The 18,630-nt window shown below is 60.2% G+C and carries 21 protein-coding genes, 1 tRNA gene and 1 pseudogene; 11 read left to right on the top strand and 12 right to left on the bottom strand.

Annotation, left to right across the window (positions count from 1 at the left end; all coding sequences use genetic code 11):
- Nucleotides 1-82: 82 nt before the first annotated feature.
- Nucleotides 83-1,254, bottom strand: a pseudogene (locus tag AC0L4F_RS11100) (acetyl-CoA C-acyltransferase).
- 93 nt (nucleotides 1,255-1,347) lie between these two features.
- On the opposite strand from AC0L4F_RS11100, the gene AC0L4F_RS11095 reads away from it, so the two are divergent.
- Nucleotides 1,348-1,686, top strand: a complete 339-nt coding sequence (locus AC0L4F_RS11095; protein WP_244688397.1) for an STAS domain-containing protein — start codon at nucleotides 1,348-1,350, stop codon at nucleotides 1,684-1,686.
- A gap of 95 nt (nucleotides 1,687-1,781) precedes the next feature.
- Nucleotides 1,782-2,165, top strand: coding sequence for an ATP-binding protein (locus AC0L4F_RS11090; protein ID WP_244688395.1), 384 nt, complete (start codon nucleotides 1,782-1,784; stop codon nucleotides 2,163-2,165).
- A gap of 492 nt (nucleotides 2,166-2,657) precedes the next feature.
- Here the strand turns inward: AC0L4F_RS11090 and hspQ are convergent, their stop codons facing one another.
- Nucleotides 2,658-2,984 (bottom strand): heat shock protein HspQ, encoded by a 327-nt coding sequence (gene hspQ / locus AC0L4F_RS11085; RefSeq protein WP_244688392.1) that lies wholly within the window; start codon nucleotides 2,982-2,984, stop codon nucleotides 2,658-2,660.
- A gap of 197 nt (nucleotides 2,985-3,181) precedes the next feature.
- Here hspQ and AC0L4F_RS11080 point away from each other — a divergent pair, with 197 nt between their 5' ends.
- Together AC0L4F_RS11080 and AC0L4F_RS11075 are read left to right on the top strand one after the other, a co-directional pair.
- A complete protein-coding gene (locus AC0L4F_RS11080; RefSeq protein WP_244688390.1) occupies nucleotides 3,182-3,769 on the top strand; it encodes a transglycosylase SLT domain-containing protein in 588 nt (195 codons plus the stop codon).
- Nucleotides 3,770-3,836: 67 nt separating this feature from the next.
- Complete coding sequence (locus AC0L4F_RS11075; RefSeq protein ID WP_244688388.1) at nucleotides 3,837-4,151, top strand: DUF1244 domain-containing protein; 315 nt, start codon at nucleotides 3,837-3,839, stop codon at nucleotides 4,149-4,151.
- Nucleotides 4,152-4,190: 39 nt separating this feature from the next.
- Here the strand turns inward: AC0L4F_RS11075 and AC0L4F_RS11070 are convergent, their stop codons facing one another.
- The 4 genes from AC0L4F_RS11070 to dgcN all read right to left on the bottom strand — a co-directional run bounded on the left by AC0L4F_RS11070 (nucleotide 4,191) and on the right by dgcN (nucleotide 7,760).
- Complete coding sequence (locus tag AC0L4F_RS11070) at nucleotides 4,191-4,520, bottom strand: hypothetical protein (RefSeq protein WP_244688386.1); 330 nt, start codon at nucleotides 4,518-4,520, stop codon at nucleotides 4,191-4,193.
- 320 nt (nucleotides 4,521-4,840) lie between these two features.
- A complete protein-coding gene (locus tag AC0L4F_RS11065) occupies nucleotides 4,841-5,704 on the bottom strand; it encodes a D-amino-acid transaminase (protein WP_244688384.1) in 864 nt (287 codons plus the stop codon).
- Nucleotides 5,705-5,723: 19 nt separating this feature from the next.
- Complete coding sequence (gene dgcA, locus AC0L4F_RS11060; protein ID WP_244688382.1) at nucleotides 5,724-6,686, bottom strand: N-acetyl-D-Glu racemase DgcA; 963 nt, start codon at nucleotides 6,684-6,686, stop codon at nucleotides 5,724-5,726.
- 72 nt (nucleotides 6,687-6,758) lie between these two features.
- Nucleotides 6,759-7,760 carry an N-acetyltransferase DgcN gene (gene dgcN / locus AC0L4F_RS11055; protein ID WP_244688380.1) on the bottom strand — a complete coding sequence of 334 codons (1,002 nt, stop codon included), beginning with the start codon at nucleotides 7,758-7,760 and terminating at the stop codon, nucleotides 6,759-6,761.
- 285 nt (nucleotides 7,761-8,045) lie between these two features.
- Here dgcN and AC0L4F_RS11050 point away from each other — a divergent pair, with 285 nt between their 5' ends.
- Entirely contained in the window at nucleotides 8,046-9,005 is a 960-nt protein-coding gene (locus AC0L4F_RS11050) for an L-malyl-CoA/beta-methylmalyl-CoA lyase (protein ID WP_244688378.1), read from the top strand.
- Between the two features lie 76 nt (nucleotides 9,006-9,081).
- Entirely contained in the window at nucleotides 9,082-9,771 is a 690-nt protein-coding gene (locus AC0L4F_RS11045) for a hypothetical protein (protein ID WP_244688376.1), read from the top strand.
- Here the strand turns inward: AC0L4F_RS11045 and AC0L4F_RS11040 are convergent.
- The gene (locus tag AC0L4F_RS11040) at nucleotides 9,730-10,182 is read right to left on the bottom strand and encodes an Lrp/AsnC family transcriptional regulator (RefSeq protein WP_244688374.1); all 453 of its coding nucleotides are present in this window, start codon (nucleotides 10,180-10,182) and stop codon (nucleotides 9,730-9,732) included. The genes AC0L4F_RS11045 and AC0L4F_RS11040 overlap by 42 nt on opposite strands.
- Nucleotides 10,183-10,254: 72 nt before the next feature.
- On the opposite strand from AC0L4F_RS11040, the gene AC0L4F_RS11035 reads away from it, so the two are divergent.
- Nucleotides 10,255-10,863 carry a LysE family translocator gene (locus AC0L4F_RS11035; RefSeq protein WP_244688372.1) on the top strand — a complete coding sequence of 203 codons (609 nt, stop codon included), beginning with the start codon at nucleotides 10,255-10,257 and terminating at the stop codon, nucleotides 10,861-10,863.
- 67 nt (nucleotides 10,864-10,930) lie between these two features.
- Complete coding sequence (locus tag AC0L4F_RS11030; protein ID WP_244688344.1) at nucleotides 10,931-11,896, top strand: acetyl-CoA carboxylase carboxyltransferase subunit alpha; 966 nt, start codon at nucleotides 10,931-10,933, stop codon at nucleotides 11,894-11,896.
- 52 nt (nucleotides 11,897-11,948) lie between these two features.
- On the opposite strand, the gene AC0L4F_RS11025 is transcribed toward AC0L4F_RS11030, so the two are convergent.
- On the bottom strand, nucleotides 11,949-12,596 hold the full coding sequence (locus AC0L4F_RS11025) for a GntR family transcriptional regulator (protein WP_244688342.1): 648 nt from the start codon (nucleotides 12,594-12,596) through the stop codon (nucleotides 11,949-11,951).
- Between the two features lie 54 nt (nucleotides 12,597-12,650).
- Nucleotides 12,651-13,346, bottom strand: a complete 696-nt coding sequence (locus AC0L4F_RS11020) for a M48 family metallopeptidase (RefSeq protein ID WP_244688340.1) — start codon at nucleotides 13,344-13,346, stop codon at nucleotides 12,651-12,653.
- Between the two features lie 131 nt (nucleotides 13,347-13,477).
- On the opposite strand from AC0L4F_RS11020, the gene AC0L4F_RS11015 reads away from it, so the two are divergent.
- The 3 genes from AC0L4F_RS11015 to AC0L4F_RS11005 all read left to right on the top strand — a co-directional run bounded on the left by AC0L4F_RS11015 (nucleotide 13,478) and on the right by AC0L4F_RS11005 (nucleotide 15,302).
- Nucleotides 13,478-13,810, top strand: coding sequence for a TIGR02300 family protein (locus AC0L4F_RS11015; RefSeq protein WP_244688338.1), 333 nt, complete (start codon nucleotides 13,478-13,480; stop codon nucleotides 13,808-13,810).
- A gap of 114 nt (nucleotides 13,811-13,924) precedes the next feature.
- A tRNA-Ala gene (locus tag AC0L4F_RS11010) sits at nucleotides 13,925-14,000 on the top strand.
- Nucleotides 14,001-14,195: 195 nt separating this feature from the next.
- Nucleotides 14,196-15,302 carry a tyrosine-type recombinase/integrase gene (locus AC0L4F_RS11005; RefSeq protein ID WP_244688336.1) on the top strand — a complete coding sequence of 369 codons (1,107 nt, stop codon included), beginning with the start codon at nucleotides 14,196-14,198 and terminating at the stop codon, nucleotides 15,300-15,302.
- Here the strand turns inward: AC0L4F_RS11005 and arsJ are convergent.
- The 3 genes from arsJ to AC0L4F_RS10990 all read right to left on the bottom strand — a co-directional run bounded on the left by arsJ (nucleotide 15,297) and on the right by AC0L4F_RS10990 (nucleotide 18,518).
- The gene (arsJ, locus tag AC0L4F_RS11000) at nucleotides 15,297-16,580 is read right to left on the bottom strand and encodes an organoarsenical effux MFS transporter ArsJ (protein ID WP_244688334.1); all 1,284 of its coding nucleotides are present in this window, start codon (nucleotides 16,578-16,580) and stop codon (nucleotides 15,297-15,299) included. The two genes, AC0L4F_RS11005 and arsJ, sit on opposite strands and share 6 nt — an antisense overlap.
- 79 nt (nucleotides 16,581-16,659) lie before the next feature.
- The gene (locus AC0L4F_RS10995) at nucleotides 16,660-17,658 is read right to left on the bottom strand and encodes an ArsJ-associated glyceraldehyde-3-phosphate dehydrogenase (protein WP_244688332.1); all 999 of its coding nucleotides are present in this window, start codon (nucleotides 17,656-17,658) and stop codon (nucleotides 16,660-16,662) included.
- Nucleotides 17,655-18,518: an arsenate reductase/protein-tyrosine-phosphatase family protein gene (locus AC0L4F_RS10990; RefSeq protein ID WP_244688330.1), complete on the bottom strand. Its 864-nt coding sequence runs from the start codon at nucleotides 18,516-18,518 to the stop codon at nucleotides 17,655-17,657. The genes AC0L4F_RS10995 and AC0L4F_RS10990 overlap by 4 nt, the downstream gene beginning before the upstream one ends.
- Between the last annotated feature and the right edge of the window lie 112 nt (nucleotides 18,519-18,630).

Raw genomic sequence — 18,630 nt, 5'->3', positions numbered from 1 at the left:
GGGGCGCGGGTGTAACGGGGTCGCGGCGGCGGCGCAACGGGGTCAGGCCACTTGACGCAGAACATCAACCGCTCTGCGGGCGTCACACCCGCTCTATCGCAATCGCAGTGCCTTCGCCGCCGCCAATACAGATCGCCGCCACCCCGCGTTTCAACCCGCGTTTTTCCAGCGCATTCAACAGTGTCACCATGATCCGCGCCCCCGAGGCCCCAATCGGATGCCCCAGGGCACAAGCCCCGCCATTCACGTTGACCACATCGCGCGGCAATCCCATTTCCTTCATGAACGCCATCGGCACCACGGCAAAAGCTTCGTTGATCTCCCACAGATCCACATCCGACAGTTTCCACCCAATCCGATCCAGCAGCTTTTTCGCGGCGGGCACCGGCGCGGTGGTGAACCATCCCGGCGCCTGGGCATGGCTGGCATGGCCAAGAATACGCCCGCGCGGCGCGACGCCCCGGGCTTCGGCCATCTCTTGTGTGCCCAGCACCATCGCCGCCGCCCCATCCGAAATCGACGACGCATTGGCCGCTGTGACGGTCCCGTCCTTGCGGAAAGCCGGTTTCAACATCGGGATTTTTTCCGGGCGCGCCTTGCCGGGTTGCTCATCACAGGTGATGATTTCTTCGCCATGGCGCTGATGCAGGGTCACAGGGGCAATTTCGTCTTTGAACGCGCCGTCGCGTTCCGCCGCCAACGCATTATCGAGCGAGCCAATCGCAAACTGATCCTGTGCCTCGCGGCTGAATTGGTAATGTTCGGCGCAATCTTCGGCAAATGTGCCCATCAAACGCCCCTTGTCATAGGCATCTTCCAGCCCGTCCAGAAACATGTGGTCGATCACCTGACCATGGCCAATCCGTGCACCGCCACGCATTTTGGCCAAAAGATACGGCGCCTGGGTCATGCTTTCCATTCCGCCCGCAACGATCCCGTCGCCGCGCCCAGCGCAATCCGGTCAAATGCCATCATTGCCGCCTTCATCCCGGAGCCACACATCTTGTTCAGCGTGGTTGCGGGCACGTCCTCGCCCAGACCGGCGGCAAAACCCGCTTGGCGCGCCGGGGCCTGCCCCTGACCGGCAGGCAGGACACAGCCCATCAGCACTTCGTCAATTGTCGGCTTGCCGGCATCGCGATGCGCCGCGGCAATGGCCACCCCGCCCAGGGTCGCGGCCGGAACCCCATCAAAGTCACCCTGAAATCCGCCCATCGGCGTGCGTGCCGCGCCCAGGATCATCACGTCTTTCATTGCCGTCTCCCAAAAGCTTCGAAAATGCATACCGAATAGTAAGGTTTGAAGTCTAGCTTACCTTGAACTTGGCAACGCAGGACAGAGTTTGCAATGGACATGAGCAGTAGACACGAAGGCGCACTTCAAATTGTCGAAGTCAACGCACAGCGGATTGATGCCGCCGTCGCGATTCAGTTCAAGGATATGATGCGGGCGGAAACCGATGGTCCGACACAGCGGGTCATCTTGGACCTCAGCCAGGTGGAATTCATTGATTCCAGTGGCTTGGGGGCGATTGTCGCCGCCATGAAGCAACTGGGACCGGGGCGGCAGCTTGACCTTGCCGGGCTGACCCCAAATGTCGACAGCGTGTTCCGGCTGACCCGGATGGACACGGTGTTTTCGCTCTACCCGACGCTCGACGCGGCTTTGATGGCCAAAGCGGTGTGATGATTCCCCCGGTGGCCCAAAGTCCCGCCCAAACACAGGTCGCCATGCCCCACGGTTCACAATGTAGCACCCGTATCGAAGCACAAAGCAATACGATGGCCGTACGCGACATTCTGGACCGTGCACTGGCATGCCTGTCCGATTGGGATGTCGCGGCGGACCGCATCGGCCCGGTGCATATCGTGCTGGCCGAGGTGATGAACAACGTCGTGGAGCATGCCTATAGCTACGCCGAGGGTCTGCCGATCGCGCTGGAAATGCAGCTGCAGGGCGGGCAATTGAGCTGCACTGTCATTGATAGCGGCAAGGCCTTTCCCGGTGGGGAACCCCCTGTCGGGGCAAAGGTCTGTCTGGATTGCGACATGGCGGACATGCCCGAGGGCGGATTTGGCTGGTTCATGATTCGCGAACAATCCGATTCTCTGAGCTACGAACGCCGCGACGGCCGCAATCACCTGACGGTGAATTTCTCGGTTTAGTGATCTGGCGCACAGTCTGGATACGTTCCCGCCCTTTGCCCCAGTTTCGCCGCAATACCGACCTAGGGCCGCCAGATTGAAAGCCGATAACGTAAGTGTAGCTGCATATAGCTTCCCTCGGCGCCGAGTATTAATAGCCCCCACCCAGTGCGCGGCGTCGAGGTACTTCCCCCCCCCCCCCGAAAAAAAGTGAAACCGATGCCAGACTTGGCGCAACACCCGATGGGTCAAGCCATTATGTCAGGCCGGTGTTTTGCGATCAGCTGGTATTCGATCCACTTGCCCGCGCGTGCGTGACGCAAGCCAGCGCCCAAAAGTAAATTCACCACCAAAATGGGCCGAGCGCGATCCCGCCGACAGCGCTTCACGTGCAGCGCAAAACACCCGGTATTGCCGGAAATCAAAGATGACCCGCGCGCACGGTAACCCAGCCGCGTCAGCGGTGACGCGAACCGCCTTCATCATCGGAAGCCCGTGCCCGACCGATGACGCTTAGTTCAATTGGAAGTGCAGCGGATATGATCCGTCTTCAAATTCACCAAACAGATCTGGAATGTCCGGGTGATCCACCGGGCGACCGGAATAATCCGCCACCAGATTCTGTTCCGAGACATAGGCGACATAGAAGCTCTGATCATTTTCCGCCAACAAATGATAGAACGGCTGATCGCGCACGGGGCGGCTTTCCTCTGGAATGGCATTATACCATTCCTCGGTGTTGCTGAATTCAGGATCCACATCAAAAACCACACCGCGAAACGGATGCTTTTTATGTTTGACCACCTGGCCCAGATAATATTTTGCGCAAGTCGTATACATGCCGGAAAGCCCTCTATCGTCGCACAGTAGCGTCATCAAGAGGGATTTGTCCAATTTTCGAGACGATTTTTCAGGAAACAGTCTGTCCTTGCTCACCAACAGGGCGCCGCCCTGCCCGGCCATCTGGACAAAAGGTGATTTCACTATAGCGCAGGATCGGCTATGCTGGAAAAAAACAAAATAAAAGCGAGAGGCAAATGAGCAGAGTCCTTCGCGCCTTGGTCATCGTATTGGCGGTTGCGTCCTGTGGCGGCGGCAATCACTCCGCCCCGCGCAATCTTGATGATGCATGTGCGATTTTGAAGCAACGGCCAAAGTATATCCGGGCCTTCCGGGCGACCGAGCGGCGCTGGGGTGTTCCGGTGCACGTGCAAATGGCGACGATTTATCAGGAAAGCAAATTCATCGGCAACGCCCGCACCCCATTGCGGTACAGCCTCGGGGTTATTCCCATGGGGCGGCAAAGTTCCGCTTATGGCTATGCCCAGGCGCTGGATGCCACATGGGATGAATACCGGGACGAAACCGGCAAACGCGGCGCGAAACGGGATCAGATCAATGATGCCACCGATTTCATGGGTTGGTACATGAACAAAACCCGCGCGCGTAACGGCGTATCGTTGCATGATGCCCGCAATCAATACCTCGCCTACCACGAGGGCCACACCGGTTTTGCCCGTGGATCTTATAACAGCAAGGCCTGGCTGCTGCGGGTCGCGGATGAAATCGGCACCCGCGCCATCACATATCAGGTGCAATTGGCCAGCTGCCGACAGGCGCGCTAAACTGCCAACACTCTGACACCCGCGCCCCGCCCAATGCGGCGGGGCCTCCTCCAACCGTGAGACCGCCATGGATGATCAAACCCGCATCGAATTAGAGGCCGCCGCCTTTCGCACCCTGCGCGAACACCTGATGGAAAAACGCACGGATGTGCAGAATATTGACCTGATGAACCTGGCCGGCTTTTGCCGAAATTGTTTGTCGCGTTGGTATCAAGAGGCCGCAAACGCCCGCGACATCGACATGGACAAGGAACAGGCGCGCGAGATTTTTTACGGCATGCCCTATGCCGACTGGCGCGCAAAATTCCAGACCGAAGCAGGCGATGCACAAAAGGCGGCGTTCTCCAAAGCGTTTGCTGATAACGTCGGCGACAAGGGGTAACGCCCCGAAAGTTGCGCCTAAAAAACTCGGCTGTGCGCCTTAGCCGTACTGCCGGGTCAATTGTGGGCCGCAACGCTCGGGCCCAAATCGCACCTCGCCACACCGCCCGTTTTCATGGTCAATCTCCAGATCGGCCTCCAAGGTGGCGATCCGGGCCTCTCTGTCCGCCAGCAACCCAATCGCCCCACGCAACTCATTGCGCAAACGGTCAAGTTCGGCGCGCTGCGGCACTTTCTGGCGGCGCATCCCGCGCAAACCCCAGCCTACTGCGGCCCCAACCAAAAGACCGGCAGCGCCCATTGCGACAAACTCAAAACTGACAACCATCATCGCCCCCAGACGAAACAAGCAGATAAATGTCCAGGCCATTCCATCGCATGCGCGTCTTGGGAAATGTGCGGTGCTACGCCCCGGATCTGCCCGGCCAATCCGACCCAAAGCGATCCAGGGGAAAACACCCCCGATGCCGGTGCGGCCACTCGGCCAACCAGCCCCCGACGCGGCCCGCGGAAAGCGCCCGGCCACGTCCCCACACAAACACCAACACCACTTGGCCGCTCAAGTCCTAAGGTGAAAGCCAGTCAAAATCGGCGGCAAAGCGTGGCTTTTGCGCCGCCTGTCAGCGCGATTTCGCCAATTTCCGGATCTATGTCACAGTGCCGGATCTGTGCCACAGTGCCGGACCTTCGTCAGATCGCCGCTTTGCGGCTTTCCTCCAGATAGATCTGGCGCAGACGGGACGCCACCGGCCCCGGCGTTCCATCGCCCACCGCATCACCATCAATTTCCACCACCGGCATCACAAAGGTCGAGGCCGAGGTCACAAAGGCCTCATCCGCCTGTTTGGCCTCTTCGATGGTAAAACTGCGCTCTTCGACTTTCATCTGCGCCTCTTCGGCGAACCGCAGAACCGCCGCGCGGGTGATGCCATGCAAGATGTCGCTGGACAGGGCGCGGGTAACAATGCGCCCATCCTTGACGATATAGGCGTTGTTCGACGTGCCTTCGGTGACGACCCCGTCCTCAACCAACCAGGCATCATCGGCCCCGGCCTTCTTGGCCATCATCTTACCCATCGACGGATAGAGCAATTGCACCGTTTTGATATCACGGCGGCCCCAGCGGATATCCTCGATCGAAATGACCTTGATCCCCGTCTTTGCCGCCGGGTTGTCGGCCAGCCCGGGCTTGTTCTGGGTGAACAACACAACCGTCAGCGGCGTCGTGGCCGGATCAGGGAACACAAAATCCCGATCTCCCGGCGCGCCGCGCGTGACCTGTAGATAGATCATGCCTTCGACGATGTCGTTTTTCGCAACCAGCTCGCGGTGAATGTCCAGCAATGCCTCTGCCGTCATCGGCAGGGGCATATCCAATTCGGTCAAAGACCTCTCCAGACGCGCTGCGTGGCCCGCGAAATCAATCAGCTTGCCATCCAGAACCGATGTCACCTCATACACCCCATCCGCCATCAGGAAACCGCGGTCGAAAATAGATACGACCGCCTCTTCCTCGGGCAGATAGGTTCCATTGACATATACAATGCGGCTCATCGGTTTTCTCCGTCTTGGCTCAGCCCCAAAGGGCCGGTTCCGGGGGGTGGACGCCAGCGGCGTCGAAATTCAAGGGGTGGTCGCGGTCTTCGGCCAGAAGCAATGGTCCGTCAAGATCCGTAAACGCCGCGCCCTGCGCCACCAGTGTCGCCGGCGCCATCGCCAGCGATGACCCGACCATACAGCCAACCATCACACCATACCCGGCGGCGCGGGCCGCGTCCCGCAGGGCCAGCGCCTCGGTCAGACCGCCGGTCTTGTCCAGTTTGATATTAACGATGTCATATTTGCCATGCAGCCCGGCAAGGGACGCCCGGTCATGGCAGCTTTCATCGGCACAGACCGGCACCGGCCGCTCCATCCCCAAAAGCGCGTCATCCGCAGCGGCGGGCAATGGTTGCTCGACCAGATCCACCCCGAGCCGCAGCAAATGCGGCGCCAGTTCGGCATAGACCTCGGCACTCCAGCCCTCATTCGCATCAATGATGATCCGCGATTTCGGCGCGCCGGCGCGAACGGCCTCCAGCCTTGGCATATCATCGGGCGTGCCCAATTTGATCTTCAAGATCGGCCGCGCCTGATGCTTCTTCGCCTGCGCCCGCATTTTCTCCGGCTCATCCAACGAGAGTGTAAAGGCCGTCACCTCTGGCCCCGGCGCGGCCAGCCCGGCCAGATCCCAAACCCGCCGACCGGCCTGTTTCGCGGCCAGATCCCACAGCGCACAATCCACCGCATTGCGCGCGGCACCGGGCGGCAGGGCGGCTTGCAGATCTTCGCGTGTGATCCCCTGTGGCAGGCCGGAAACCTGTGCAGCAACAGAGTCCAGCGTCTCGCCATAGCGCGCATAGGGCACACATTCGCCCCGCCCCGTCACCCCGGCGCGGGTCACGGACACCGTCAGCACCTCTGCCACGGTGCGCGATCCGCGCGAGATGGTGAAAACCTCGGCCAATGGGAAACTGTCACGCTGGATGTCGATCACAGGGGGCCTGCCCTTCTTCTCTTTTCAAATACGCATTCTACCGCTGGCGATGGGCGCAACGGTGCAACCGGGTCACATCGCCGTCAATGCATCCACCAATCGCTGCGCCCCCTGGCGGAACGGATCAACCGCCGGAAGTCCCATACGGGCCTCCACATCCGCCAGATAGGCCAGCGCCTCTTCCTCGGACATATGTGCGGTATTCACCGAAATGCCGATCACCTCGCAGGCGGGATTGGCAATCCGCGCCAGCGGCAGCGCCATGTCGCGCAGCGCCTCAAGCGACGGCAGGCTGTATCCCGGCAATCCCCGCATATGGCTGCGGGTCGGCTCATGGCTGAGGATCAGCGCATCCGGCTGACCGCCATGGATCAACGCCATGGTCACACCGGAAAACGATACATGGAACAGGCTGCCCTGACCTTCGATGATATCCCAATGGTCGGCGTCATTGTCCGGTGTCAGCCATTCCACCGCCCCGGCCATGAAATCCGCCACAACCGCATCCAACGGAATGCCATCCCCGGTGATCAGGATACCCGTCTGGCCGGTGGGGCGGAACGTGCTTTTCAGGCCCCGCTCTTTCATCGCGCGGTCCAGCGCCAGCCCGGTGTACATCTTGCCAACCGAACAATCGGTTCCCACCGCCAACACCCGTTTGCCACGGCGCTTCACACCATCGGCAATGGGGTATTCGACCGTCGGCACCCGCACGTCATGCAGGGCCCGACCGTGTTTCTCTGCCGCCGCCACCAGATCGGCCTCGTCCCGCAACAGGTTGTGCAGACCCGACGCCAGATCATAACCGGCCTCCAATGCCGCCAACAGCACCTGTTTCCATGCCGGGCTGATCTTGCCGCCGCGATTGGCCACGCCGATCACCAGCGTTTTTGCCCCTGCTGCACGGCCCTCTGCCAGGGTCATATCCGCCAGCTTCATGTCGGCCTTGCAGCCGTCCATGCGCAATTGGCCGACCACGTTTTCAGGTCGCCAATCCTTGATCCCCTGCGCAACCTTTGCGGCCAGCGCGTCGGGGGCATCACCGAGGAAAAGCAGGTAAGGTGTCTGGATCATGGCAGCGCTCCGGAAATTTGGGATTTGCGGCACATCTAACATTGCAAGAGGCGACAGGTTTCCGAAATTTGGACTTGGATCGACAATTTGGGGGAGATTCTTCGTAGAATTGACAGTTTCCCACAAGATTCTGCGCTTAGTTCCGATCTGACCAAATTTTCAGCACATTGAAAACCCGTCAACCGACCAGAATTGCTGCATCTGCAAAACAGACTTGCGCAGCGCAGCGTAATTTAATATCGCTACCACAGTCCGTTTCGCAACATCATTTCACCGAGGTCGCCAATGTCCTTCCGAATTCAGCCCCCCGCCCCCGCTCGCCCGAATCGATGCCAATTGTTCGGCCCCGGCTCGCGCCCTGCGATTTTCGAAAAGATGGCCGCATCCGCCGCGGATGTCATCAACCTTGACCTCGAAGATTCAGTCGCCCCGAGTGACAAGGACAGCGCCCGCGCCAATATCATCCAGGCCATTGGTGACATTGACTGGGGCAAAAAGACCCTTTCGGTGCGCATCAACGGTCTGGACACGCCTTATTGGTATCGCGACGTTGTGGACCTTTTGGAACAGGCCGGCGACCGGTTGGATCAGATCATGATCCCCAAAGTTGGCTGCGCCGGCGATCTTTATGCCGTCGATGCGCTGGTGTCCGCGATCGAAGCCGCCAAGGGCCGCAGCAAACGCATTGCGTTTGAGGTCATCATCGAAAGCGCCGCCGGCATCGCCCATGTCGAAGACATCGCCGCCGCGTCGCCCCGGCTTGAGGCGATGAGCCTCGGGGCTGCGGATTTCGCCGCTTCGATGGGCATGGCCACCACCGGTATCGGCGGCACACAGGAAAACTATTACATGCTGCGCGAAGGGGTCAAACATTGGTCCGACCCCTGGCATTGGGCGCAGGCCGCGATTGTCGCCGCCTGCCGCACCCATGGCGTGCTGCCGGTGGACGGCCCGTTTGGTGATTTCAGCGACGACGAAGGTTTCCGCGCTCAGGCGCTGCGCTCTGCGACCTTGGGCATGGTTGGCAAATGGGCCATCCATCCGAAACAAGTCGCCATCGCAAATGAGGTCTTTACCCCATCGGAAAGCGCCGTCACCGAAGCGCGCGAAATCCTGGCCGCAATGGAAGACGCCAAAGCCAAAGGCGAAGGCGCCACCGTATACAAAGGACGATTGGTCGACATTGCCTCGATCAAACAGGCAGAGGTGATCGTGCGGCAATCTGAGATGATTGCCAGTAACTGACCCTTAGCGTTCTTGTGGCAATGTATGGCGTCCGCATAGTACCTGCGGTCGCCATATTGGATTCAGGAAGAGGTGCATGCCCCAGCGTCTGACATTGTTGCATAGCGCCGAGGTCCATTGCCGGACCTTTGATTCCTTACGCGATCGGCTGGCCCCTTCGGCAAGACTGACCCACAAGGTGCGGCCCGATTGGCTCGCGCGGGCGCGCGAGGCCGGGATGACGCAACATCTTTCGGCGGAAATTCACATGGCCGTGCGATCCGCACCCGGCCGGGTTCTGTGCACCTGCACCACCATCGCCGAAACAGCGGCGGCGGCGGGCGCAATCCGTATTGATCAGCCGATGATGCGCCGCGCCGCGCAATCCACCGGCCCCATCCTGTTGGTCTGCGCCTTGAATAGCACGGCCGCCACCAGCCGCGATCTGCTGCAAAACTGTCTCGACAGTCTGGACCGCGACACTGCGATCACCCTCTTGGTGGTCGAAGAATTCTGGCCCTTGTTCGAAGCCGGGCAAGAGGCCAATTTCAGTGCCGCAATTGCCGCCGCAGTGATCGAGGCGACCCAGGCGCGACCGGACTTCACGACGGTTGTTCTTGCCCAGGCTTCAATGGCCAACGCGGCACATTTGCTGGATGGAATCGCGCCAGAGGTTCTGACCGCACCGGAGCTGGCCTTGCGAGCGGCGCTGGACCTTGGACCGGAACAGAAACCGGCCCGCGATCTAGGCCCGCTCGTCCTTGGGCGATCCCATTACAACAAATGATGTGATCTCTTTCACTTGGGGCAACGCGCCCAGAACATCGGTGTGAAAGGCCTTGTAGCTTGGCAGATCGGCACATTCGACCCGCAGCATATATTCGATGACACCCGTGATGTTGTGGCATTCCCGCACCTCGGGTGCCCGGGAAATCGCGCGTTCAAATGCCTCTTGCGCGGCTTTGGAATGTTCAGACAGGCCAACCCCTACCAGAACCACAAATCCACGCCCCATGCGCGCCGGATCGAACACCGCGCGATAGCCCGTGATCACCCCATCGCGTTCCAAGGCCGCCACCCGCCGCAAACAGGCAGAGGGCGACAGGCCAATCTCTTCGGCCAGTGCCTGGTTGCTGATCCGGCCATCACGCGCCAATGCGCGCAATATTCTGCCGTCGATTCCATCAATATCCGTCATGAATTGCACAAATACAGCATTCACACAGGGATTTGCAATTTCACGGCGCAAACTCCGTGAAATATTGCGGCCATGACCTATGACCTCTTCCTTGCCCTTGCGGGCTTTGCCATTGCGACCAGCGTGACGCCGGGACCGAACAACATGATGCTGATGGCGTCGGGTGCCAATTTCGGCGTGCGCCGCAGCATTCCCCATATGCTGGGCATCATATCGGGGTTTCCGGCCATGATCTTTTTGGTTGGGGTGGGTGTGATGCAGGTGTTCGACGCCTGGCCCGGCCTGCGCGATGCGCTATTGGTGGCTTCTGTGGTCTATATGCTGTGGCTGGCATGGAAAATTGCCACCGCCGCACCACCGCCGGAAAACAACACTGAGGTCACAAGCCGGTCCCGCCCGCTGTCCTTTCTGCAATCGGCAGGTTTTCAATGGATCAACCCCAAGGCCTGGACCATGGGGATCAGTGCCATCACAGTCTATGCCGCCAGCCGCGATTTGACGGCCATCCTGTGGGTGGCGTTGATTTACGTTGGGGCGGGCATGATCAGCACAACGGTCTGGGTCGTGTTGGGACAACAGATCCGCCGCATCCTGCGCAACCCCCGGCACCTGCGGCTGTTCAATATATTGATGGCGGGATTGTTGATTGCCTCACTTTTGCCGGCCCTGATGGCAGGCTAAACGCGGGTCACAGATTGCATCCTGCGCCACATCGGGCCATATACGCCCTGCAGCAAAGGAGTGTCGCATGGCGCATTATCTCGATTTTGAAAAACCATTGGCCGAGATCGAGGGCAAGGCCGAAGAATTGCGGGCGATTGCCCGCCAGAGCGACGACGCAATGGATGTCGAGGAAGAAGCAGGCGCGCTGGACCGCAAAGCGGCAGCGATGCTGAAGGATCTGTACAAGGATCTGACACCTTGGCGCAAATGCCAGGTCGCCCGCCATCCACAGCGCCCCCACTGCAAAGATTATATCGAGGCGCTGTTCACAGAATTCACGCCGCTGGCCGGCGACCGCAATTTTGGCGAAGATCTGGCGATCATGGGCGGCCTGGCCCGGCTGGACGACCGCCCGGTGATGGTGATCGGCCATGAAAAAGGCCATGACACCCAATCGCGGCTGGACCGCAATTTCGGCATGGCCCGCCCCGAAGGCTATCGCAAGGCCGTGCGGCTGATGGAAATGGCCGACCGCTTTGGTCTGCCTGTGATCACCCTGGTCGACACCGCCGGGGCCTATCCCGGCAAAGGCGCCGAAGAACGCGGCCAATCCGAAGCGATTGCCCGGTCCACCGAAACCAGCCTGAACCTTGGCGTGCCTGTTGTGTCGGTGATCATCGGCGAAGGCGGCTCTGGCGGTGCGGTGGCGCTGGCCACAGCCAACCGGGTGGCGATGCTGGAACATGCTGTCTATTCGGTGATCTCGCCCGAGGGCTGCGCATCGATTCTGTGGAAAGACGCCGAAAAGATGCGCGAAGCGGCGCAGGCGCTGCGGCTGACGGCGCAGGATCTTTACAAACTGGGGGTCTGCGACCGAATTGTCCCCGAGCCGCTGGGCGGCGCGCAACGCGATCGCACGGGCACCATGCGCACCGTCGGCCGGGCCATTGTTCAGATTCTGGACGAATTGGCGGGCAAAGACGCGGCGGCACTGCGCCAAGACCGGCGGAAGAAATTCCTGGACCTCGGATCCAAAGGGTTGGCGGCGTAACACCCGCAGCCCTACCCTTTGGCCTGCGCCTTTGACCTCCGCCCGCCTGCGCCTAGGTGGTCAGCAGGCGCAGACCTTGGGTCACATCGGACCGCACTGCCAATCGCAGCCCCGGCTCATCCCCCGCTTTCAGCGCGGCAATGATCAGCCGATGATAATGCGGCGCTTCGGTGCGGCGCAGCCGCCCATAAAGCGACCGCATGGTCGGCCCCAATTGCAGCCAAACGGTTTCCGCCATCGCCAACATCGCAGGCGCTTGTGCGCGGAGATAAAGCGTGCGGTGAAACTCAAGATTGACGCGGATATAGCCCGCAGCATCCCGGTTCGAAATGACCTCGGAAATCGTTGAGTTGATGCTTTGCAGCCGTTCGATCAGCGCAATATGCGCGCGCGGCATCGCCCGGCTGGCCAATTCCACTTCGATCAGCGAACGCAACGCCGCAAGCTCTTCTATCCGGTCGTTGCTCAGCTCGGGCGTTGACACCCGGCCAGAGCTGGACAGAGACAACGCACCTTCGGCCACCAACCGGCGCACGGCTTCGCGTGCGGGTGTCATCGACACCCCGAATTCGGTCCCGATCCCGCGCAGGGTCAGCGCCGCACCGGGGGCGATTTCGCCATACATGATCTGCGTCCGCAGGCGGCGATACACCCTGTCATGGGCGGATGTGGCGCTGTCTGGCTTGGGGTTCATCAACATGGCGCAATTGTGATCACAAAAGCCGGATCACGCAAGTCAGTTCTGCGTCACATGTCAGTTCTGTGTAAAACGAATGCGATGCAGCGCCGCGCCCTCGTCGCGCAGCCAACGGCGGGGGCCCTCATACGCACCATAGAGCCGCTCAACCACCGCCCAGAAGGCCGGTGAATGGTTCATCTCTGCAAGATGCGCCACCTCATGTGCGGCAACATAATCCAACACCGCAGGCGGGGCGAGGATAAGCCGCCAGGAATACATCAAACCGCCATCCGCAGTGCAACTGCCCCAACGAGAGCGGGTATCGCGCAGCGTCAGGCGGTTATAGGGCCGCCCCAACGCCGCGGCGTATTCATCCGACGCCGCCGCCAGCCGCGCCCGCGCACGGGTTTTCAAAAAGCCCAGCAGCCGCGCCGCTGCGCGATCCTCTGTCCCCGGCACCAAAATATGGTCGTCCGACATCTGAACCCGGCGCCCGGATCCGATGCCCACCCGCCGCAACCGACCCTCAACCGGAAGATCCACCCCGACGCGCACCTCCAGCCAATCGGATTGTCCAGCCAGATGCTGCCGCAGCCAATCCTCTTTTTCGCGGGCAAATTCCAACGCCTGGGCTTCGGACACGCCGCGTGGACGGGTCAGCGTCACGGTGCCATCCAGAGACGAGATCCGCAGGGTAATCCGACGCGCTCGGGCAGACGACCGAAGCAGAAGCGGCACCGGGGGGTTGCCGGGAAGCGAATGTTGGCCCATATGGGGTCCTTATGCAGGCTTTTGCGCGCCTTTCGCCAAAGGCTTTGACACGGCATTGGTCTTATGGCAGTGGAACACGATTGCCCGCAAGACTGAATGCCCGCCAGAACGAAAAACTGAGAGAGACCGAGATGCCCAAGGAAGAATGGGGAACAAAGCGCCTTTGCCCCGCCACCGGCAAGCGCTTTTATGACCTGAACGCAAATCCGATCGTCAGCCCCTACACGGGTGAGATTCTGGAATTCGACAGCACCAAATCGCGCATGATCCAGGCAGACGCCGCGGATGCCGCATCTGCCAAAGCCGCTTCGAAGGACGAAGAAGAAGAAGTGGTGCTGGATGATGATGACGCCGATGCCGTTGACGTGGATCTGGGGGATGACATCCTCGAAGATGACGACGACGAGGACAATGTCTCGCTTGACGAGATTGCCGATGTTGCATCGGACGACGACGACTCCTGAGGCGAAATAAGACGCCACAGGAAAAAACGGCGCGGGGGGAAGATTTCTGCTTGAACCTCTCCCCGCCTTTGCATATGACGCGCGTCACGGGGACAACAAGACGTCCTCTGGTTCGGGGCCTTAGCTCAGCTGGGAGAGCGCTACAATGGCATTGTAGAGGTCAGGAGTTCGATCCTCCTAGGCTCCACCAAACACCTCCTTAGGGAATGTGTTTCATCCTTTCGACATCAGATACGGACAATCGTCGTTTCACAGATACGACGAGGGATTCCGCATATTTGCGCCCGTGCCCCTTCGGGCCATATCCGACTGCAAGGTCGGGTTGGTTTGGGTGCCCTTGCGTCCGATAATTGCATTGGCACAGCTGTCGTCTTATGATCGCCATATGCAAGACACGCCACGCAAGTCCCCCGACGAAACGCCAGAGATTGATCCCGCTGCGTCAGATCTCACCGTGCCAGATCCCACTACGGCAGACACTGGCCGAGACATAGCCCTGCCCGCAGATGTGGCGGGGTCAGGCAGCCTCGACCGGCTTGTCGACACCGCACGCGCTTTTGCGAACCAGGCCGCATCGGACAATACGCTCAAGGCATATAGCCGTGATTGGGCGCATTTTGCCCGCTGGTGCCGGATGAAGGGCGCAGAGCCGCTGCCGCCCTCGCCAGAGCTGATCGGGCTTTACCTTGCGGATCTGGCCGCCCCCACACAGGGCACGGCCCTGTTGGTCTCCACAATTGAACGGCGCTTGTCGGGGCTTGGCTGGAACTACGCCCAGCGCGGTTTCACGCTTGATCGCAGGAATTGCCATATCGCAAGCGTTCTGGCGGGCATAAAACGCAAACACGCCCGCCCGCCCGTGCAAAAAGAGGCCATCCTACGGGATGATATTTTGGCGATGGTGGCCAGCCTGCCCTATGATCTGCGGGGATTGCGGGATCGCGCGATCCTGCTGTTGGGCTACGCTGGTGGGTTGCGCCGCACCGAGATTGTCAGCCTGGACGTCAACAAGGACGACACGCCGGAATCGGGCGGTTGGATCGAACGTCTTGATGAAGGGGTGATTTTGACCCTGAACGCCAAAACCGGCTGGCGCGAGGTCGAAATTGGCCGGGGCTCCTCTGATGCGACCTGCCCTGTTCACGCGCTGGAACAATGGCTGCATTTTGCCAAAATCGACTTTGGCCCGATATTTGTGCGCAGCTCGCGGGATGGCAAACGCGCGCTTGCCGCCCGGCTAAGCGACAAACATGTGGCCCGGTTGATCAAACAAACCGTCTTGGCCGCCGGGATTCGCGCCGACCTGCCAGAGAAGGAGCGTTTGGCGCTGTTTTCCGGCCATTCCCTGCGCGCCGGACTGGCCAGCAGCGCCGAGGTTGATGAACGCTATGTCCAGAAACACCTGGGCCATGCCAGCGCCGAAATGACCCGCCGCTATCAACGCCGCCGCGACCGTTTCCGGGTCAACCTGACCAAAGCAGCCGGGCTATGATGCCGCTGCGGTGTCTGCTTCGGCCGGGGCCAGTTTCAAGGTCGCAAGCCAGCTGAGCGCGATCATCGCCGCCGCCGTCGCCAGACACAGCGCCACGCCGCCGATCTGATACGACAGGCCAGACAGCACCGTGCCCAACAGCCGCCCGGCGGCGTTGGCCATATAATAGAATCCGACATCCATCGTCACACGTTCCTCGCTGGTGAACGCAAGGATCAGATAGGAATGCAGCGAAGAATTGACCGCAAACAGCGCCCCGAACGCCAGCAGGCCGATCACCAATGTCACCGTCAGCCATGTGGTCGGCGCGCCGGCAATCGCGACCAGCACCGCCAATGCCGCTGGCACCACAAACAGCGCCGCGACCCAGTGGCGGGCCAATGCGGTGATCTCGTCATCGCTGCGGGACTTGGCCCGCAAGAGCTTGGGTGCGCTGGCCTGGACCGCGCCATAAAGGATGATCCAGACCGCCATGAAGCTGCCGATCAGGAAAAACGCGGCGCGGTTGCCCTCTTCTGTGCCATCCGACAGGACCGCGTAGAAATAGATCGGAATGCCCACCACGAACCACACGTCGCGCGCCCCGAACAGGAACACCCGCGCCGCGCTCAGCCAATTGATGTTGCGGTTCTTTGACCAGACTTCATTGAATTTTGCATCCTTTCGCCCGGCGGGCAGACCCGAAGGCATGCGCAAGGCAATCGCCACAAGGATCACCGCCAGCACCGCCGCCATGAACAGCACCGAGGCCACAAAACCAAACAGCCCCAGCGCCGCCGCCCCAAGCAGGAACCCGACGCCCTTGACCGCGTTTTTCGACCCGGTCAGCAGCGCCACCCAGCGGAACAACCCGCCGCCATCCTTCGGGGCCAAAACCTTGACCGCGGATTTCGATGACATCTTGGCCAAATCCTTGGCCACCCCCGACGCGCCCTGCACCAGCATGACAAAGGCCACCGACAGCCCGATGGACCAGCCTGGGTCCAGTTGCGCCAGCGCCAACAACGCCACGACCTGCAAACCCAACCCGGCATATAGTGTTGAGGTCAGGCCGAACCGGGCCGCGATCCATCCCGCCGACAGGTTGGTGACCACGCCGGCAATTTCATACAGCACAAACAGATAGGCCAATTGCACCGGCGAAAAGCCAAGCGTGTGAAAGTGCAACAGCACCAACATGCGCAAGGCGCCATCGGTCAGCATGAAGGCCCAATAGGCCGCCGTTACGGCGACATAGGCGGCAAAGCCGTTTGGTGTTTCAGTGCTTTGTGCGGTCATTGGTCAGGGCCAGTTCTGAAAAAGGAAGGCCGCCACCAGTCCAAAGAACCGGAGGCGGTGAAAATTCAAGCACAGGGGATCAAAGGCTGTTGCCTACCATCAAAGCCACATCCACCAACCGGTTGGCGTAGCCCCATTCATTGTCATACCAGGCATAGATTTTGACCTGGGTGCCATTCACCACCATGGTCGACGGCGCATCGACAATCGAAGACCGGGGATCATTGGTGTAATCGGTCGACACCAAGGGGCGGGTTTCATAGCCCAGAATGCCCTGCAACGGACCTTCGGCTGCGGCTTTGAACAGCGCGTTGACTTCTTCTGCCGTGGTGTCACGCTCTACCTCAAAGACGCAATCGGTCAGCGAAGCATTCAGCAGCGGCACGCGCACGGCATGGCCGTTCAACTTGCCCTTGAGATCCGGGTAGATCAGCGTGATCGCGGTGGCCGATCCTGTGGTGGTCGGGATCAATGAGTTCAGCGCAGACCGCGCCCGCCGCAGATCCTTGGCCGGGCGGTCGACAATGGTCTGGGTGTTGGTCACATCATGGATCGTGGTGATCGACCCATGTTTGATGCCCAGATTTTCGTGAACCACCTTGACCACGGGCGCCAGACAATTGGTTGTACAGCTGGCCGCCGTGACAATCCGGTGGGTCGCCGCATCATAAATGTCGTCATTCACGCCCATCACGATATTGGCGGCATTGCCATCCTTGACCGGGGCCGAGACCACAACCTTTTTCACACCGGCATCAAAATAGGGCTGGATCTTGGCCTCTGTTTTGAACACGCCGGTACAGTCGATCACTACATCCACCCCATCCAGCGGAAGATCCGCCAGATCGCGGCTCTGGTGACAGGGGATGCGGGTGCCGTCGATGGTGATGCTGTCGTTATCTGCGGCAAAATCGGCCTTCCAGCGGCCATGAACCGTGTCAAATTCCAACAGATGCGCATGCATCGCCGGATCCCCCACCGCGTCATTGATAAAAGCGATGTCAGCGCCGCGTTCCAGCAGCGGACGCAGGGCCAATTTGCCCATACGCCCCAAGCCGTTCAATGCATATGTCGTCATGTGTCTTCCTTTACGCGACCGATGTCGTCGACCTTGTTTTGCAGCGAGACCCGATCCAGCGCATCAAATGGCAGAGCGGCAAACGCCATGATACGATGACGCATCATTGCGTAAGTTTGTTGAAACGCGAGCCGCTTTTCCGCTTCGGTCCCGGTTGCGCGCACCGGATCCGGCAAACCCCAATGGGCGCTGATCGGCTGGCCCTGCCAGGCCGGGCATTCCTCATTCGCGGCGCGGTCACACACGGTGAACACGAAATCCATCTTTGGCGCATCTTCGCCCTGGAATTCATCGACGTTCTTGGATCGAAGATCGTCGGTCGCGATATCCTTGGATTTCAGCATTTCCACCGCAAATGGGTTCAGCTCGGAGTAATGTTTGGTGCCTGCCGAAAACGCATTGAACCGGGTGCCGCCCAGTTCACGCAGAATGGCCTCGGCAAAAATCGACCGTGCGGAATTGCCGGTACAGATGAAAAGCACGTTGTATTTGCGATCTGACATGGTGTGTCTCCTGTCGGACTGAGGATCGTTTTGGTCGAAGGCGGGCCCATTGAACAAAGGCGGGCAAAGATCGGGGCGGCCGCGGCAGCAATCGAGAAACAGATCACTGATCAGCGCCCGGGCCGCTGTCGGGTTCATGGAATACAACAGCGACGTTCCCCGCCGCTCCTGGGTAATCATCTCGGCGCGGGTCAAGGCCGACAGATAGACCGACGCGGTCGAGGCCTTGAGCCCCAAAATCCCGGCAATTTCACCGGCAGGCAGCGCATCGGGACATCTGCGCACCAGCAAGCGAAACACCGCGAGACGCTGTGGGTGGCTAAGAACGGCGAGTTTATCTGCAATATTTATTTCCATAATTCATGAATAACCAAACAATCACGATTCGACAACCGGAAATGGCGGGCTATGACGTCGTACAGAGGTCGGGGTTGGAACCCCTGCACTGGCCCGGTAAGGTTCCTGCGAA

It is taken from the genome of Marinovum sp. J2-8, from assembly GCF_055808435.1.
Note: the sequence above shows the minus strand (reverse complement) of the source record. Positions and strands in the feature narration are given on the sequence as shown.

Bases quoted from the DNA above. Each gene is read 5' to 3' on its own strand.
- AC0L4F_RS11070 (WP_244688386.1), bottom strand. From the start codon at position 4,520: ATGGCCTGGACATTTATCTGCTTGTTTCGTCTGGGGGCGATGATGGTT.
- AC0L4F_RS11090 (WP_244688395.1), top strand. From the start codon at position 1,782: ATGGCCGTACGCGACATTCTGGACCGTGCACTGGCATGCCTGTCCGAT.
- AC0L4F_RS11030 (WP_244688344.1), top strand. From the start codon at position 10,931: ATGGCGCATTATCTCGATTTTGAAAAACCATTGGCCGAGATCGAGGGC.
- AC0L4F_RS11025 (WP_244688342.1), bottom strand. From the start codon at position 12,596: ATGTTGATGAACCCCAAGCCAGACAGCGCCACATCCGCCCATGACAGG.
- arsJ (WP_244688334.1), bottom strand. From the start codon at position 16,580: ATGACCGCACAAAGCACTGAAACACCAAACGGCTTTGCCGCCTATGTC.
- AC0L4F_RS11020 (WP_244688340.1), bottom strand. From the start codon at position 13,346: ATGGGCCAACATTCGCTTCCCGGCAACCCCCCGGTGCCGCTTCTGCTT.
- AC0L4F_RS11050 (WP_244688378.1), top strand. From the start codon at position 8,046: ATGTCCTTCCGAATTCAGCCCCCCGCCCCCGCTCGCCCGAATCGATGC.
- AC0L4F_RS11040 (WP_244688374.1), bottom strand. From the start codon at position 10,182: ATGACGGATATTGATGGAATCGACGGCAGAATATTGCGCGCATTGGCG.
- hspQ (WP_244688392.1), bottom strand. From the start codon at position 2,984: ATGTATACGACTTGCGCAAAATATTATCTGGGCCAGGTGGTCAAACAT.
- AC0L4F_RS10995 (WP_244688332.1), bottom strand. From the start codon at position 17,658: ATGACGACATATGCATTGAACGGCTTGGGGCGTATGGGCAAATTGGCC.
- AC0L4F_RS11045 (WP_244688376.1), top strand. From the start codon at position 9,082: ATGCCCCAGCGTCTGACATTGTTGCATAGCGCCGAGGTCCATTGCCGG.
- AC0L4F_RS11075 (WP_244688388.1), top strand. From the start codon at position 3,837: ATGGATGATCAAACCCGCATCGAATTAGAGGCCGCCGCCTTTCGCACC.
- AC0L4F_RS10990 (WP_244688330.1), bottom strand. From the start codon at position 18,518: ATGGAAATAAATATTGCAGATAAACTCGCCGTTCTTAGCCACCCACAG.
- AC0L4F_RS11080 (WP_244688390.1), top strand. From the start codon at position 3,182: ATGAGCAGAGTCCTTCGCGCCTTGGTCATCGTATTGGCGGTTGCGTCC.
- AC0L4F_RS11065 (WP_244688384.1), bottom strand. From the start codon at position 5,704: ATGAGCCGCATTGTATATGTCAATGGAACCTATCTGCCCGAGGAAGAG.
- AC0L4F_RS11015 (WP_244688338.1), top strand. From the start codon at position 13,478: ATGCCCAAGGAAGAATGGGGAACAAAGCGCCTTTGCCCCGCCACCGGC.
- AC0L4F_RS11005 (WP_244688336.1), top strand. From the start codon at position 14,196: ATGCAAGACACGCCACGCAAGTCCCCCGACGAAACGCCAGAGATTGAT.
- AC0L4F_RS11095 (WP_244688397.1), top strand. From the start codon at position 1,348: ATGGACATGAGCAGTAGACACGAAGGCGCACTTCAAATTGTCGAAGTC.
- dgcN (WP_244688380.1), bottom strand. From the start codon at position 7,760: ATGATCCAGACACCTTACCTGCTTTTCCTCGGTGATGCCCCCGACGCG.
- AC0L4F_RS11035 (WP_244688372.1), top strand. From the start codon at position 10,255: ATGACCTATGACCTCTTCCTTGCCCTTGCGGGCTTTGCCATTGCGACC.